Here is a 14,599-nt window from a genome sequence, read left to right as displayed (position 1 = left end):
GAAACCCCTAGATCACAAAGACGGTGGGGGTGTGTCCGATCTTCACCCTTGCGCTCTCCCTCACGCCAGGGGAATACCCACCGAACAACATCGGAAAGCTGCCGGTTGTAGGGTCGAACTGTTCAACACCCGTCAGGGGTGGCCGGACTTGCTGCAAAGTCGGCCGGGCCTGGCGCAGTTTCGGCAGGAGAGATGACCGTGGGGCACGACGCTCGGACCGTCGGTGAGGGGCAGGACTCCCTCGAGGTCTGGATCGATCAGGATCTGTGTACCGGGGACGGGATCTGCGCTCAGTACGCGCCTGAGGTCTTCGAGCTGGACATTGACGGTCTGGCGTATGTGAAGGATGCGGACGACGAGCTGTTGCAGGCTCCTGGGGCGTCGACGCCGGTTCCGCTTCCGCTGTTGCGGGACGTGGTGGACTCGGCGAAGGAGTGCCCCGGGGACTGTATTCACGTACGTCGGGTTTCGGACAAGGTCGAGGTCTATGGGCCCGACGCAGAGTGACCGAATAGTTTCGCTGCGTTAGCGCGCGCGTGTCACCTGGGCCCGTATCCGCCGTGTGAGGCGGGTGCGGGCCCTCTTCGCTGTCTCCGGGTGTCGTCGGGCGGGGCGAGTGGTGCCGGGCCCGGCCCTTCACACGCTGCGGGCCTCGCCGCTTGTCGAGCGGGTGAACGCGCCGTTCTTCCAGCGCCACTTGGTCGCGTCGCGCCGGTCGGGGCAGCAGCGGGGCACGTCGGGCGAGGAGTAGCCGAGGAGCGTCGCGGAGACGGTGGCGCCGCGCACGCGCAGGTCCTGGGCGGTGATGCGGTCCTTGGGGTCGACGAGGGTGGCCACGATGCGCGGGGCGCCCCGGCGGGAGCCGGTGAGGACGTAGACGCCGTCGGGCGGGGTGCCGGAGCCCGCCCGGCAGTGGACGGCGGCCACCGTCTCGGGGCGGCCGTCGCCGTCGAGGTCGCCGGTGGCCTTCTGGGCCACGACGGGCTTGGCGGTGCCGCAGTTCAGGGGGTACGCGACGGCCGCCGGGTCGGGCGCGGGGGCGGCGGCCTTGGATTCCGTTTCGGTGCGCGTCGGGGCGGCGGTGGCCGGGTCGGGGCCGAGGAAGGCGGAGGCCGCGACGACGGCGGCGAGGGCGGCCGCGGTGGCGACCCAGTGGATGGGGCGCGTGGCCCACGGCTGGTTCACCGCGTGAGCCAGTTCCGGGACGGCGGGGTGCTGCACGAGGAGTGTCTCCTGTGAGGGCTGTGCCGGTGGTGGTGGGATGGCCAGCATCGTGTCACACCTCACAGGGGCGCGGAACACCGGGGTACGGCCTGGTCGCGGGCGCTCAACAGGACGGCGCCGCCGCCGGGTTCCCGTGCTACTTCGGGAACTCGGCGACGGCGCCGGTGCGTTGGAAACGGCGGGCGTGGCCGCCGTGGTGCTGCCGGGCGGCCCGTCGGGGCCGGTGCGTCAGCGGGGGTTGCCGCCGTCGGCGTTCGGACCGCTGTAGTCCTCGCCGTAGGCGCCCTTGGCGGGGCGGCGGCGGCGCATGGGCGGCTCGACGCCGTCCGCGAGGCGGCGGGCGGTGAGCAGGAAGCCGGTGTGCCCGATCATGCGGTGGTCGGGGCGGACGGCCAGGCCCTCGATGTGCCAGTTGCGGATCATCGATTCCCAGGCGGTCGGCTCGTTGAAGCCGCCGAGCTCGCGGATGGACTCGACGGTGCGGGCCAGCTGCGTGGTCGTGGCGACGTAGGCGCACAGGATGCCGCCGGGGACGAGCGCCTTGGAGACGGCCTCCAGGCACTCCCAGGGGGCGAGCATGTCGAGGATGACGCGGTCGACCTCGGTGTCGGACAGATTGTCCTGGAGGTCGCCGACGGTGAGCTGCCAGGCGGGGTGGGGGCCGCCGAAGTAGCGCTCCACGTTCTGCTGGGCGATCTCGGCGAAGTCCTCGCGGCGCTCGTAGGAGTGCAGCATGCCCTGGTCGCCGATGGCGCGCAGCAGGAAGGCGCTGAGCGAACCGGAGCCCACCCCGGCCTCGACGACGCGGGCGCCGGGGAAGATGTCGGCGAAGGCCAGGATCTGCCCCGCGTCCTTGGGGTAGACCACGGCGGCGCCGCGGGGCATGGACAGGACGTAGTCGGGGAGCAGGGGGCGCAGCGCGAGGTACGCGACGTTCCCCGTGGTGCGGACAACACTGCCCTCGGGCGCGCCGATCAGCTCGTCGTGCGGGAAGGAACCCTTGTGGGTGTGGAAGTTCTTCCCGGCTTCGAGCGTGAACGTGTAGTGGCGTCCCTTGGGGTCGGTGAGCTGGACCTGGTCCCCGACCTTGAAGGGCCCGCGACGGCGGGCGGCACCGGTCGGTTCGGACATGTGACCAGCCTACCGGCCGTGGCGGGTGCCGCCGACCACCGGCGGGGCGGGGCGGCTCAGGTGGGCCGGGCCATGGCCTTGACGAAGGCGCGCTCGACGTCGGCCGCGGACAGGACTCCGTAGATCTCGCCCGAGGTCTCGACGACCAGGTACTCGGTGGCGGGGGTGGCGCGCAGCCGGTCGAGGAGCTCCTCGCCCGCGAGGTCGGCGGGGACGCGCATGCCCTCGGTGATGTCCTGGGCGAGGCCGCTGACCGTGACCCAGGGGCGGCGGTGCTCGGGGACGCCGACGATGGCGGCCTCGCGGACGACGGCCATGGGGTCGCCGTCGGTGTCGACGACGACGAGGGCGCGGGCTCCGGCCGCGTTGGCCCGGCGCAGGGCCTCGGACAGCGGGGTGTCGGTCTCCACCGGGACGGCGCGCCGGGTGAGGGCGCGGGCGCGCAGCTCGGGCAGGTGCTCGCGGAGGCGGGCCATGCGCAGGCTGTTGCCCGCGCCGGTCCAGATGATGGCGGCGAGGATCGCGGCGAGCAGGGCGTCGGTGACGGTGTCCATGCCGCCGAGGTCCTGGGCGTCGCCGCCGAGCGCGCCGGACTGGTTGAGGACGGGCAGTCCGACGAGGACGGAGATGGCGAGGGCGCGGCCGACCCAGGCGGCGGCGACGGTGCCGCTCATCGGCCTGCCGGTGATCTTCCAGACGACGGCACGGAGCATGCGGCCGCCGTCCAGGGGCAGGCCGGGCAGCAGGTTGAAGACCGCCACGATGAGGTTGGAGATCATCAGGCCCGCGAGCAGCACGCCGGGCACGGTGTCGGGTTCCACGGCGCGCATGGCGACGTAGAAGACACCGGCGAGCACGAGGGAGAGCAGGGGGCCGACGAAGGCGAGCACGAACTCGCGGCCGGGGGTCTCGGACTCCTTCTCGATCTCGCTGACGCCGCCGAAGAACTGGAGCTGGATGCGGCGCACCGGCAGCTTGAAGCGGAGGGCGGCGACGGTGTGGGCGAGTTCGTGCACGAGCACGGAGGCGTAGAAGGCGACGGCGAAGAACAGCGAGACGAGATAGCGGGCGCCGCCGAGCTCGGGTAGGACCCGGTCCAGCTGGTCGCCGAAGACCCAGGTGATGAGGGCGGCGACGAGGAACCAGCTGGGCGCCACGTACACGGGCACCCCGAAGGGGCGGCCCATGAGGAGACCGCCGCCGGGGCTCTTGGGCTGCTCCTTGGCGGGGTCACCACCGGCGCGTCCGCTGCTCGCCGCGGGGCGCGGCTTGGCGATGTCCACGCGGGGCGGCGTGGGCGCCGGGGCCGCCGGGGGTTCGGGGGCCTGCGCGGGGTCGGGCTGTGAGGCCGCCGCCGGGGGGCTGGTCGGCGCGGCGGTGCCGGGCTCGGAGGCCGCGGGCTCCGAGGGCGCGGGGGTCTGGGGCCCCGAGGGCTCGGGCTTCGCTGCCGGGGAGGCGGGGGCCTCGGGACCGGGGGCCGCAGGCTTGGGCTCCGCGGATTCGGGGGCCGCAGGCTTGGGCGCTACGGATTCGGAGGCCTCGGGCTCAGGGCCCACAGGCTCGGCGCCCTCGTTCGGCACCGCGGGCTCGGCAGCCCCGGGCTTCGGCGCCACGGGGGCCTCGGGCTCGGAGACCGCGGACTTCGACGCGGCGGAGTCGGTGCCCGCAAGCGCGGAGGCCGCAGGTCCGGAAGCCTCGGGGGCCTCGGGCTCGGAGGCCTCCGGGGCTGAGGTCGCGCGCTTCGGGGCCGCGGGCTCGGAAGGCCCGGGCTTCGACGCCGCAGGCTCGGGCGCCGCGGGATGGGAAGCCTCGGGCTCGGGGGCCACGGTGGCCTCGGGGGCTGAGGGCGCGGGGGCGGTTCTGGGCGGTTCCGGGGTCGCGGGCTTCGAGGGCTGTGGCGACGCCGGGTCCGAAGGCTCCGCGGGGGTGTCGTCCGTCGGGGGGTCCGAGGGTTCGGCGCCGCTCGTCCGCTCCGGAGCCGGGCCGTCCGTCGTACGCTCCGGGGCCCCGGCCGTGGGGTCCGGTGTCGGCTCGGGGCCGGGACCGTCCGTCTCCGGGCGTGCCGGATGCGCGCCCGCCGGGTCGCGCTCGGGCGTGCTGTCGGACTGCGGCCTGCCGCTCCCGCCGCTTTCGTCCACGGTGTCCCCTCGTTCGAAGCGTCCCCCGCTCCTGCCGTGGGCGCGGGTGCACGCACGATCATGCAGGGCGAGAGGGTCTGTCGTCGATGGTATGCGGCCGTTGTCAGTGGTGGGTCGTAGGGTCTGGGGTCATGGAGACCAGGACCGACGCCGCCGCGGCGTCCGCGACGGCCGCGCGCCCGGCCTCGCTGTCGCCCTCGCGCGCCAGCGACTTCATGCAGTGTCCGCTGCTCTATCGCTTCCGGGTGATCGACAAGCTGCCGGAGAAGCCGAGCGAGGCGGCCACGCGCGGCACGCTGGTGCACGCGGTCCTGGAGAGGCTCTTCGACGCGCCCGCGGCGGAGCGGACCGCGCCGCGCGCCAAGGCCCTGGTGCCAGGGCAGTGGGACCGGCTGCGGGAGGCGAAGCCGGAGCTGGCCGAGCTGTTCGCGGACGACGCGGAGGGCGAGCGGCTCGCGCGCTGGCTCGCGGACGCGGAGCGCCTGGTCGAGCGGTGGTTCACGCTGGAGGACCCCACGCGTCTCGAGCCCGCGGAGCGGGAGCTGTTCGTGCAGGCCGAGCTGGAGTCCGGCCTGAAGCTGCGCGGGATCATCGACCGGGTGGACGTCGCGCCCACCGGCGAGGTCCGGATCGTGGACTACAAGACGGGCAAGGCCCCTCGCCCGGAGTACGCGGAGGGCGCGCTGTTCCAGATGAAGTTCTACGCCCTGGTGGTGTGGCGCCTGAAGGGCGTGCTGCCGCGCCGCCTCCAGCTGGTGTATCTGGGCAGCGGCGACGTGATCACGTACGACCCGGTGCCCGCGGACCTGGAGCGGGTCGAGCGCAAGCTGCTCGCGCTGTGGGAGGCCATCGTCGCGGCGACGGAGACGGGCGACTGGCGGCCTCGGCCGACGAAGCTGTGCGGCTGGTGCGACCACAGGGCCGTCTGTCCGGAATTCGGCGGCACTCCCCCGCCGTATCCGCTCGCGGTGAGGCCGCCCGAGTCGGGCGGCGACGAGCAGGGCAGAATGGGCCCGGGCTAGGCGAAGGAGAGTTACGTGGCCATCCGCGTCCTACTGGTCGACGACCAGCCGCTGTTGCGCACCGGTTTCCGGATGATCCTGGAGGCCGAGCAGGACATCGCGGTCGTCGGCGAGGCCGGAGACGGCCTGCAGGCTCTGGACCAGGTGCGGGCGCTGCAGCCCGATGTGGTCCTGATGGACATCCGCATGCCGCGGATGGACGGGGTGGAGGCCACCCGGCAGATCACCGGGCCCGGCCGGGACGGCCCGGCGAAGGTGCTCGTCCTCACCACGTTCGACCTCGACGAGTACGTGGTGGAGGCGCTGCGCGCGGGCGCCAGCGGCTTCCTCCTGAAGGACGCTCCGGCAAACGAGCTGGTGCAGGCCATCAGGGTGGTCGCGGCCGGTGAAGCCATGCTGGCGCCGAGCATCACGCGGCGGCTGCTCGACAAGTACGCGGGGCATCTGCCCTCGGGCGACGAGCCTGTGCCGGACACGCTGCACACGCTGACCGAGCGCGAGGTGGAGGTCCTCAAGCTGGTGGCCCGGGGGCTGTCCAACGCGGAGATCGCCGCGGATCTGTTCGTGAGCGAGACGACCGTGAAGACCCATGTGGGGCACGTGCTGACGAAGCTGGGGCTGCGCGACCGGGTGCAGGCCGCGGTGTACGCGTACGAGAGCGGTCTGGTGCGGCCCGGGGCTCAGTAGCCGCCGCGGCCGGTGGCCTCAGCGGTCACCACGGGCCGGCCGGGACACAGTGATGCGGGCCCTGCTTCCGGGAGGAAGCAGGGCCCGCATCGTTTCTGCTAGTCCTTGCTGAGCTCCCAGAAGCGGAAGACGGTCGACGCGTCGAGGCAGGACTCCACGCCGTAGACGTTCTCGCGGACGACGGCGTACTGCTTGGCCTGCCAGACCGGGAGGAGGGGGACCTCGGTGGCGACGAGGTCCTGGAGCCGGCCGTAGTCCTTGTCGGTCGAGGTGCGGTCGCTCTGCGCGGCCGTCGCCGGGATGATCTTCTCGGTGATCGTGTCGTTCTCGTAGCGGTTCGACAGGACGTTGCCCTTGCCGAAGAACGGCTGCGTGAAGTTGTCCGGATCCGGGTAGTCCGGCACCCAGCCCTTGACGTACACGCCGTACTTGCCGGCCTTGATGTCCTTCTCGTACTGCTCGAACTCGACGGACTTCACGTCCGCCTCGAACAGGCCGCTGGCGTTGAGCTGCTTGGCTATGGCGCGCAGCTCCTGGTCGGTGGCCGGGCCGTAGCGGGACGGCGTGGACCACAGGGTGAGGCGGACCTTGCTGTCGTAGCCCGCCTGGTGGAGGGCCTGGGAGGCCTTGTCGCGCTGCGGACGGGCGCCGTAGGTGTCGAAGAACGCGGTGTTGTGGCCGCCGATGCCGGCCGGGACGATCGAGTACAGCGGCGTCGCCGTGCCCTGGTACACCTGGTCGACGAGCGCCTCGCGGTCGAGCAGATAGGCGATGGCCTTGCGCACGCCGGCCTTGCCCGCGACCGGGTCCTTGACGTTGAAGACCAGGTGCTGGACCTCGGCGCTGGTGCCCTCGACGACCTGGAGCTTGCGGTCGTTGTCCTGCTGGATGTCGGAGATGTCCGCGGCGGCGAGGCCTCGGTAGGCGACGTCGATCTTCTCGTCGGTGATCGCCTGCTTGAGGGCCTTGCGGTCGCCGTGGAAGAAGCGGAGCGTGACGCCCTCGTTCTTCGGCTTGGCGGAGCCGTGGTAGCTGTCGTTGACGGCGAAGACGGCCTGGTCCTTGCTGAAGGAGTCCAGCTTGTAGGGGCCGGAGCCGACAGCCTCGCCGTCGGCGCGGAGCTTGTTCGCCGGGTACTCGCGGTGGTCGACGATGGAGCCCGCGCCGGAGGCGATCTTGCTGGGGAAGGTCGCGTCGGGGACCTTCAGCTTGAAGACGACCGTCTTGGCGTTGGGCGTCTCGACGCGGTCGAGCATCGGGAACATCAGCGCCGGGCCCTTGCCGTCGTTGATGTTCATCATGCGGTCGAAGGAGAACTTGACGTCCTTCGAGGTGAGGGCGTTGCCGTTGCTGAACTTCAGGCCCTGACGCAGCGTGCAGGTGTAGACCTTGGTCTGCTGGTCGGTGAAGCCGCACTTCCTGGCGGCCTCGGGCTCCGGCTCGGTGGCGCCCTTGGGGAAGCTCAGGAGCGACTGGAAGACGTTGTTGAACAGGAGCCAGGAGCCCGGGTCGTAACCGGAGGCCGGGTCGGTGGCGACGACGTCGTCGGACATGCCGACGACCACGGAGTCGCTGTCGTCGGCCGATCCGGAGGACTCGGAGCCACAGCCGGTCAGCAGGGCGGCGGCCAGGCCCGAGGAGAGGGGGAGGGCCAGCCACGGGTTACGGATTTTCACTTGCGTGCCTTGTCGTTGTCTCTGTCGGCGTGTGGGGGCGTCGATCAGTCGCCCACACCACGGGCGAGCTCCCACAACTGCAGGTTGGAGGAGGAGTTGAGAGCCCATTCGACGCCTGTGATGTCGTCACGGGCGGCGATGTACTGCTTGCCCTGCCACAGCGGGAGCACCGGGACGTCCTCCGCCACGATGTCCTGGATCCGCTCGATGCTCTTGGCGGCGCTGAGGCGGTCGGCCTCGCGGCGTGAGGTGGGGATCAGTTCGTTGTTGATGGTCCGGTTGCGGTAGGGCGAGCTGAGGAAGTTGTCCTCGGCGAGGAACGGCGCCAGGAAGTTGTCGGCGTCCGGGAAGTCGGGGAACCAGCCCATGCCGTAGACGTCGTACTTGCCCTGCTGGGCGGCGGCGCGGAAGGTGTTCCAGACGTCGCCCTTGATCTTGACGTCGAAGAGGCCGCTGTCGTTGAGCTGCTGGCTCAGGACCTCGAACTCCTTCTTCGTGGCCGGGCCGTAGTGGTCGGTGGTGTAGTGCAGGGTCAGCTTCACCGGCGTGTCGATGCCCGCCCCGGCGAGCAGGTCCTTGGCCTTCTTGACGCTGGGGTCGTTGTAGCGGTTGAAGAAGGAGTTGGAGTGGCCGGTGATGGTGGTCGGCACCAGGGAGTACAGCGGGTCGGCGGTGGAGCCGTAGACCTTGCCCACGAGGGCGCCGCGGTCGATGACCTGCGCCATGGCCTGGCGGACGGCCTTGTCCTTCACGCTCGCCGCGTTGGTGTTGAAGGCGAGGTAGCGGATCTCCAGGCCGGGCATGTCGACGAGGTCGAGGTTCTTGCCCGGGCTCACGTCGAGCTGCTTGATCTGCTCCGGCGACATGGTGCGGGTCATCAGGTCGATGTCGCCGTCCTCCAGCGCCTTGCCCATGGCGGTGGAGGTGGCGAAGGTGCGCAGCTCGACCTTCTTGTTCTGCGGGGAGAAGGAGCCCTTGTAGTTCGGGTTCTTGGTGAAGACGGCCTTGACCAGCTGGTTGTTCTTCACTTCCTGCTTGACGGTGTACGGCCCGGAGCCGTCGAGGGCGAAGCCGTCGCGCAGCTTGCCCTTGCGGTAGTGGTCGGGGCTGACGATGCCCGCGGTCGGCGTGGCGAGCTTGTACGGGAAGGTCGCGTCGGGGGTCTTCAGATGGAAGACGACGCCGCGCTCGCCCTGGACCTCGATGGTCTCGACGTTGGACACGAGCTGGGCGGAACCGCTGGGGTTGGTGACCTTCATGTCGCGCACGCGCTCGATGGAGAACTTCACATCGGCTGCGGTCAGCGGCTTGCCGTCGGCGAACTTGAGGTCCTTGCGCAGGGTGCAGGCGTAGCGCTCGTTGCCGGTGTCGGTGAAGCCGCACTTCTGTGCCGCCTCGGGCTCCGGCTCGCCGCCGCCCCCGCGCGGCAGGGCCATCAGCGTCTGGAGGGTCTGGCGCAGCACGTTCCAGGACCCGGCGTCGTAGGCGTACGCCGGGTCGAACGGAGCCGGCACCTCCTTGGAGGCCGTGAACCGGTCGGTGGTGCCCGCTGCGATGGGGTCGTCGCCGTCCCCGCTGCCCGAACCGCCACACGCGGCAAGCGCGGGGGCGAGCAGACCTATCAGGGCCGGCAGCACCAAAGTCTTGCGGTTCATGCTGGACGTTCTCCAGAGCTCTTGATCCCGTGTTTCCGGCAACGGCGGGGTGGGGTTGATAGGGGCACGGGGGGTGGCGGCGATGTTCTCGCGACGAGATTAGTCCGCGCCCTTAGGGGCGTTGACGGAGACCGGAGTTGAGCTGCCATCACGCAGGGATACGGGGCGTGGACGCACCGGTAACGCGACAGTGGAAGGTTTCGTGCACCGCCGGGCCAATCGGGACACAAGGGCATGTCCCCCCAGGGGTACACCACCCCATCTGCACAAGACGGCGCAGCTGTCGACCCTCTTACCAGTGGGAAAGGTCACACTTTCAACTGGGCGCGCGGTCTGGGCTTTTCGGCCACGGGCCGGTGGTTGGCCGGTTCTCCGCAGCCCCGGAGGCGCTCGGCTCCGGGGCGGCCCGGGGCGGTCAGCGGCGCGGGGCGGAGGTGCTCATCAGGCCGCGCAGGAACGACAGGTCGACGTGTTCGAGCGAGGGTACGACGGTCCGGCCCGCGGCGGGGCCGATGGGCGCGACGGACGGCACGGCCACCACGCGGCAGCCCGCGGCCTCGGCGGCGGCCACGCCGGTCGCGGTGTCCTCGATGACCGCGCAGCGGGCCGGGTCGGCGCCGAGACCGGACGCGGCGAGCAGATACGGGTCGGGGTGCGGCTTGGTGCGGGCCACCTCGTCGCCCGCGACGGTCAGGGCGAAGTGGTGGGCGCCGACGGAGCCGAGGACGCGGTCGATGATGCGCCGGTGCGAGGCGGAGACCAGGGCCGTCGGCACCTCGTGGGCGGAGAGCTCGGCGAGGAGCCTGGCGGCGCCCGGCATCAGCGGCAGGGCGCGGCTGATGCGGTCCTCGAAGCCGTCGTTGAGCAGGACCGTCAGCTCGTCGAGGGTGATGTCGGCGCCGGTGGCCTCGATGAGGAAGCCCGCGCTGCGGGACATGGGACCGCCCACGACGACGTCGCGCCAGGCCTCGTCGAGCCGGTGGCCGAGCGCGGCGAACACTTCGACCTCGGCGTCCCACCAGAAGCCCTCGGTGTCGACGAGCGTTCCGTCCATGTCGAGGAGAACGGCCTGCAGCGCGGAGCCTTCGGCCGTTCGTGTTCCGAATGCGGGGACCGTACTGGTCATCCGTACACCTCCATGAGGGACGAGAAGGCCGGTCCCCAGAAGGGGACCGGCCTGTACTGGACCGACCAGTGTACGACTCGTCCGGTGTGAGTGCTCTTGGGTTACGACCGGGGCGGAGCGACTTCAGCGGGCGTTGAAGTACTTCGCTTCCGGGTGGTGCAGCACGATGGCGTCCGTGGACTGCTCCGGGTGGAGCTGGAACTCCTCGGAGAGCTCGACGCCGATGCGCTCGGGCCGCAGGAGCTCGGCGATCTTCGCGCGGTCCTCCAGGTCCGGGCAGGCGCCGTAGCCGAGCGAGAAGCGCGCGCCGCGGTACTTGAGCGCGAACATGTCCTCGACGTCGGCGGGGTCCTCGCCGCCGAAGCCCAGCTCGGCGCGCACGCGCGCGTGCCAGTACTCGGCGAGGGCCTCGGCCAACTGCACGGACAGGCCGTGCAGTTCCAGGTAGTCGCGGTAGGAGTCGGCGGCGAACAGCTCGGCGGTGGCCTCGCCGATCTTCGAGCCGACAGTGACGACCTGGAGGCCCACCACGTCGGTCTCGCCGGACTCCTCGGGGCGGAAGAAGTCCGCGAGGCACAGGTGGCGGCCGCGGCGCTGGCGCGGGAAGGAGAAGCGGGTGCGCTCGTTGCCCTGCTCGTCCAGGATGATCAGGTCGTCGCCCTTGGAGACGCAGGGGAAGTAGCCGTAGACGACGGCGGCTTCGAGCAGGCCCTTGGTCTGCAGGTCGTCGAGCAGACCGCGCAGCCGGGGCCTGCCCTCGGTCTCGGCGAGCTCCTCGTACGTCGGCCCGTCGCCGGTGCGGGCCTGCTTCAGGCCCCACTGGCCCTTGAACAGGGCGCCCTCGTCCAGCCAGGAGGCGTACTCCTTGAGCTGGATGCCCTTGATGACACGGGTGCCCCAGAACGGCGGCGTGGGCACGGGGTTGTCGACGGCGACGTCGGAGCGGGCCGGGCCCTCGGGCTCCTTGACCTCGGCGGCGGCCGTGTCCCGCTTGGGCACGCGGCGCTGCTTGAGCTCGGGCAGGGTCGCGCCGGGCACGCCGCGCTTGACCGCGATGAGGGCGTCCATCAGGCGCAGGCCCTCGAAGGCGTCGCGGGCGTAGCGGACCTCGCCCTCGTAGATCTCGTGCAGGTCCTGCTCGACGTAGGCGCGGGTGAGGGCGGCGCCGCCGAGGATGACCGGGTAGTCCGCGGCCATCTGGCGCTGGTTCAGCTCCTCCAGGTTCTCCTTCATGATCACGGTGGACTTGACCAGGAGGCCGGACATGCCGATGACGTCGGCCTTGTGCTCCTGCGCGGCGTCGAGGATCGCGGCCACGGGCTGCTTGATGCCCAGGTTGACCACGTTGTAGCCGTTGTTGGACAGGATGATGTCGACGAGGTTCTTGCCGATGTCGTGGACGTCGCCGCGCACGGTGGCGAGGACGATGGTGCCCTTGCCCTCGGCGTCGGACTTCTCCATGTGCGGTTCGAGGTGGGCGACGGCCGTCTTCATGACCTCGGCGGACTGGAGCACGAACGGCAGCTGCATCTGGCCGGATCCGAACAGCTCGCCGACGACCTTCATGCCCTCCAGGAGGGTGTCGTTGACGATGTCGAGGGCCTTGCGGGTCTCCAGGGCCTCGTCGAGGTCGGCTTCCAGGCCGTTCTTCTCGCCGTCGATGATGCGGCGCTGGAGGCGCTCGTCCAGCGGCAGGGCGGCCAGCTCCTCGGCCTTGCCCGCCTTGAGGGACTTGGCGGTGGCGCCCTCGAAGAGCGCCATCAGTTTCTGCAGCGGGTCGTAGCCCTCGGCGCGGCGGTCGTAGATCAGGTCGAGGGCGGTGGTGACTTCCTCCTCGCTGAAGCGCGCGATCGGCAGGATCTTCGAGGCGTGCACGATCGCGGAGTCGAGGCCGGCCTTGACGCACTCGTCCAGGAAGACGGAGTTCAGCAGGATGCGGGCGGCCGGGTTGAGGCCGAAGGAGATGTTGGACAGGCCGAGCGTGGTCTGGACGTCCGGGTGGCGCCGCTTGAGCTCGCGGATCGCCTCGATGGTGGCGATGCCGTCCTTGCGGGACTCCTCCTGACCGGTGCAGATGGTGAAGGTCAGGGTGTCGATGAGGATGTCCGACTCCAGGATGCCCCAGTTCCCGGTGAGGTCGTCGATGAGCCGCTCGGCGATCTCGACCTTCTTCTCGGGGGTGCGGGCCTGGCCCTCCTCGTCGATGGTGAGGGCGATGAGGGCGGCGCCGTGCTCCTGGGCCAGCTCGGTGACCTTGGCGAAGCGGGACTCGGGGCCGTCGCCGTCCTCGTAGTTCACGGAGTTGATGACGGCGCGGCCGCCCAGCTTCTCCAGGCCCGCCTGGATGACGTCGACCTCGGTGGAGTCCAGGACGATGGGCAGCGTGGAGGCGGTGGCGAAGCGTCCGGCGAGCTCCTCCATGTCCGCCACGCCGTCGCGGCCCACGTAGTCGACGCACAGGTCGAGCATGTGGGCGCCCTCGCGGATCTGGTCGCGGGCCATCTCCACGCAGTCGTCCCAGCGGGCGTCCAGCATGGCCTCGCGGAACTTCTTGGAGCCGTTGGCGTTGGTGCGCTCGCCGATCGCGAGGTACGACGTGTCCTGGCGGAACGGGACAGTCTGGTAGAGCGAGGCGGCGCCCGGCTCGGGGTGCGGGTCGCGCGTGGTCGGGGTGAGTCCGCGCACGCGCTCGACGACCTGGCGCAGGTGCTCGGGCGTCGTGCCGCAGCAGCCGCCGATGAGGGACAGGCCGTACTCGTTGACGAACGTCTCCTGGGCGTCGGCCAGCTCGGCGGCCGACAGCGGGTAGTGGGCGCCGTCCTTGCCGAGGACGGGCAGGCCCGCGTTGGGCATGCAGGCGAGCGGCACGCGTGAGTGGCGGGCGAGATAGCGCAGGTGCTCGCTCATCTCGGCCGGGCCGGTCGCGCAGTTGAGGCCGATCATGTCGATGCCGAGGGGCTCCAGGGCGGTGAGCGCGGCGCCGATCTCCGAGCCGAGGAGCATCGTGCCGGTCGTCTCCACGGTGACGGAGCAGATCAGCGGCAGGTTCGCGCCGGTGGCCTCCAGGGCGCGGCGGGCGCCGAGCAGGGCCGACTTGGTCTGGAGCAGGTCCTGGGTGGTCTCCACCAGGAGCGCGTCGGCGCCGCCCGCGATCATGCCTTCGGCGTTCTGCTGGTAGGCGTCGCGCAGCAGCCGGTACGGGGCGTGGCCGAGGGTGGGCAGCTTGGTGCCGGGGCCCATGGAGCCGAGCACCCAGCGCTGCTGTCCGGTGCTCGCGGTGAACTCGTCGGCGACCTCGCGGGCGATGCGGGCACCGGCCTCGGAGAGCTCGAAGACGCGCTCGGGGATGTCGTACTCGCCGAGCGCGGCGTGGTTCGCGCCGAAGGTGTTGGTCTCCACGCAGTCGACGCCCGCGGCGAAGTACTCCTCGTGCACGGAGCGGACGATGTCGGGACGGGTGATGTTCAGGACCTCGTTGCAGCCTTCGAGGTTCTGGAAGTCCTCGAGGCTGGGGTCCTGTGCCTGCAGCATCGTGCCCATCGCGCCGTCGGCGACCACCACGCGGGTGGCGAGCGCCTCGCGAAGGGCGTCGGCTCGGTTCCCGGCGGAGGTCCCCGCTGCGGAAACGGATGAGGGGGTCGGCGACGAGGCCATGAATGAGCTCCCTGGAGTGCGACGGCTGTCGGCTTTGCGGCTTCCCGTGGAAGGCGCACCCGGTCAGCGTAGCTGGGACGGGCGTTCTGGTGTGAGGGCATTCCACGGGACGGACGCGTGGCCGGAAATCGCCGTCGAGGGGCTCGCCGCGCGACAAGGCGGTGCGCACCCTTAGCCAGAGGTCGGCAACGACCGATAGTGTTCAGCATTGCCGAACGGCGACCCCGTTCGCGAGGGAGCCGCGGAACGAGTGCCCGGCACACAGGGGTGCGGGAACGGGATGGAG

General features: G+C 71.0%; 10 protein-coding genes. 3 read left to right on the top strand and 7 right to left on the bottom strand.

What is annotated here, in order from left to right; translation table 11 throughout:
• The first annotated feature begins 192 nt into the window (after positions 1 to 192).
• Complete coding sequence (locus tag AC5WAM_RS33165; RefSeq protein WP_138958699.1) at positions 193 to 507, top strand: ferredoxin; 315 nt, start codon at positions 193 to 195, stop codon at positions 505 to 507.
• A 129-nt stretch (positions 508 to 636) separates the two neighbouring features.
• Here the strand turns inward: AC5WAM_RS33165 and AC5WAM_RS33160 are convergent, their stop codons facing one another.
• The 3 genes from AC5WAM_RS33160 to AC5WAM_RS33150 all read right to left on the bottom strand — a co-directional run bounded on the left by AC5WAM_RS33160 (position 637) and on the right by AC5WAM_RS33150 (position 4,493).
• Positions 637 to 1,221 (bottom strand): hypothetical protein, encoded by a 585-nt coding sequence (locus tag AC5WAM_RS33160; protein WP_366789678.1) that lies wholly within the window; start codon positions 1,219 to 1,221, stop codon positions 637 to 639.
• 231 nt (positions 1,222 to 1,452) lie between these two features.
• Positions 1,453 to 2,355: a tRNA (adenine-N1)-methyltransferase gene (locus AC5WAM_RS33155; RefSeq protein ID WP_138958700.1), complete on the bottom strand. Its 903-nt coding sequence runs from the start codon at positions 2,353 to 2,355 to the stop codon at positions 1,453 to 1,455.
• A gap of 56 nt (positions 2,356 to 2,411) precedes the next feature.
• Positions 2,412 to 4,493 (bottom strand): site-2 protease family protein, encoded by a 2,082-nt coding sequence (locus AC5WAM_RS33150; RefSeq protein WP_495519790.1) that lies wholly within the window; start codon positions 4,491 to 4,493, stop codon positions 2,412 to 2,414.
• A gap of 131 nt (positions 4,494 to 4,624) precedes the next feature.
• Between AC5WAM_RS33150 and AC5WAM_RS33145 the strand changes: the two genes are divergently transcribed.
• Both AC5WAM_RS33145 and AC5WAM_RS33140 read left to right on the top strand, forming a co-directional pair.
• Positions 4,625 to 5,515 (top strand): RecB family exonuclease, encoded by an 891-nt coding sequence (locus tag AC5WAM_RS33145; RefSeq protein WP_138958701.1) that lies wholly within the window; start codon positions 4,625 to 4,627, stop codon positions 5,513 to 5,515.
• A gap of 15 nt (positions 5,516 to 5,530) precedes the next feature.
• Positions 5,531 to 6,202 carry a response regulator gene (locus AC5WAM_RS33140; protein WP_016639462.1) on the top strand — a complete coding sequence of 224 codons (672 nt, stop codon included), beginning with the start codon at positions 5,531 to 5,533 and terminating at the stop codon, positions 6,200 to 6,202.
• Positions 6,203 to 6,300: 98 nt separating this feature from the next.
• Here AC5WAM_RS33140 and AC5WAM_RS33135 read toward each other — a convergent pair whose 3' ends face one another.
• From AC5WAM_RS33135 to metH, 4 genes are all read right to left on the bottom strand, one after another.
• Positions 6,301 to 7,878, bottom strand: coding sequence for an ABC transporter substrate-binding protein (locus AC5WAM_RS33135; protein WP_495519789.1), 1,578 nt, complete (start codon positions 7,876 to 7,878; stop codon positions 6,301 to 6,303).
• 44 nt (positions 7,879 to 7,922) lie between these two features.
• Positions 7,923 to 9,533, bottom strand: a complete 1,611-nt coding sequence (locus tag AC5WAM_RS33130) for an ABC transporter substrate-binding protein (protein ID WP_366789676.1) — start codon at positions 9,531 to 9,533, stop codon at positions 7,923 to 7,925.
• A 415-nt stretch (positions 9,534 to 9,948) separates the two neighbouring features.
• A complete protein-coding gene (locus AC5WAM_RS33125; RefSeq protein WP_495519788.1) occupies positions 9,949 to 10,659 on the bottom strand; it encodes an HAD family hydrolase in 711 nt (236 codons plus the stop codon).
• A gap of 123 nt (positions 10,660 to 10,782) precedes the next feature.
• Positions 10,783 to 14,313 (bottom strand): methionine synthase, encoded by a 3,531-nt coding sequence (gene metH / locus AC5WAM_RS33120; RefSeq protein WP_495519787.1) that lies wholly within the window; start codon positions 14,311 to 14,313, stop codon positions 10,783 to 10,785.
• Between the last annotated feature and the right edge of the window lie 286 nt (positions 14,314 to 14,599).

The sequence above is a fragment of the Streptomyces sp. JLYT201 genome (assembly GCF_059448825.1).
The sequence above is the reverse complement of the archived record's forward strand: the minus strand, read 5'-3'. Positions and strand labels throughout refer to the sequence as shown.

Coding starts and splice junctions, on each gene's coding strand:
- AC5WAM_RS33165 (WP_138958699.1), top strand. CDS start 193: ATGACCGTGGGGCACGACGCTCGGACCGTCGGTGAGGGGCAGGACTCC.
- AC5WAM_RS33155 (WP_138958700.1), bottom strand. CDS start 2,355: ATGTCCGAACCGACCGGTGCCGCCCGCCGTCGCGGGCCCTTCAAGGTC.
- AC5WAM_RS33145 (WP_138958701.1), top strand. CDS start 4,625: ATGGAGACCAGGACCGACGCCGCCGCGGCGTCCGCGACGGCCGCGCGC.
- AC5WAM_RS33130 (WP_366789676.1), bottom strand. CDS start 9,533: ATGAACCGCAAGACTTTGGTGCTGCCGGCCCTGATAGGTCTGCTCGCC.
- AC5WAM_RS33125 (WP_495519788.1), bottom strand. CDS start 10,659: ATGACCAGTACGGTCCCCGCATTCGGAACACGAACGGCCGAAGGCTCC.
- metH (WP_495519787.1), bottom strand. CDS start 14,313: ATGGCCTCGTCGCCGACCCCCTCATCCGTTTCCGCAGCGGGGACCTCC.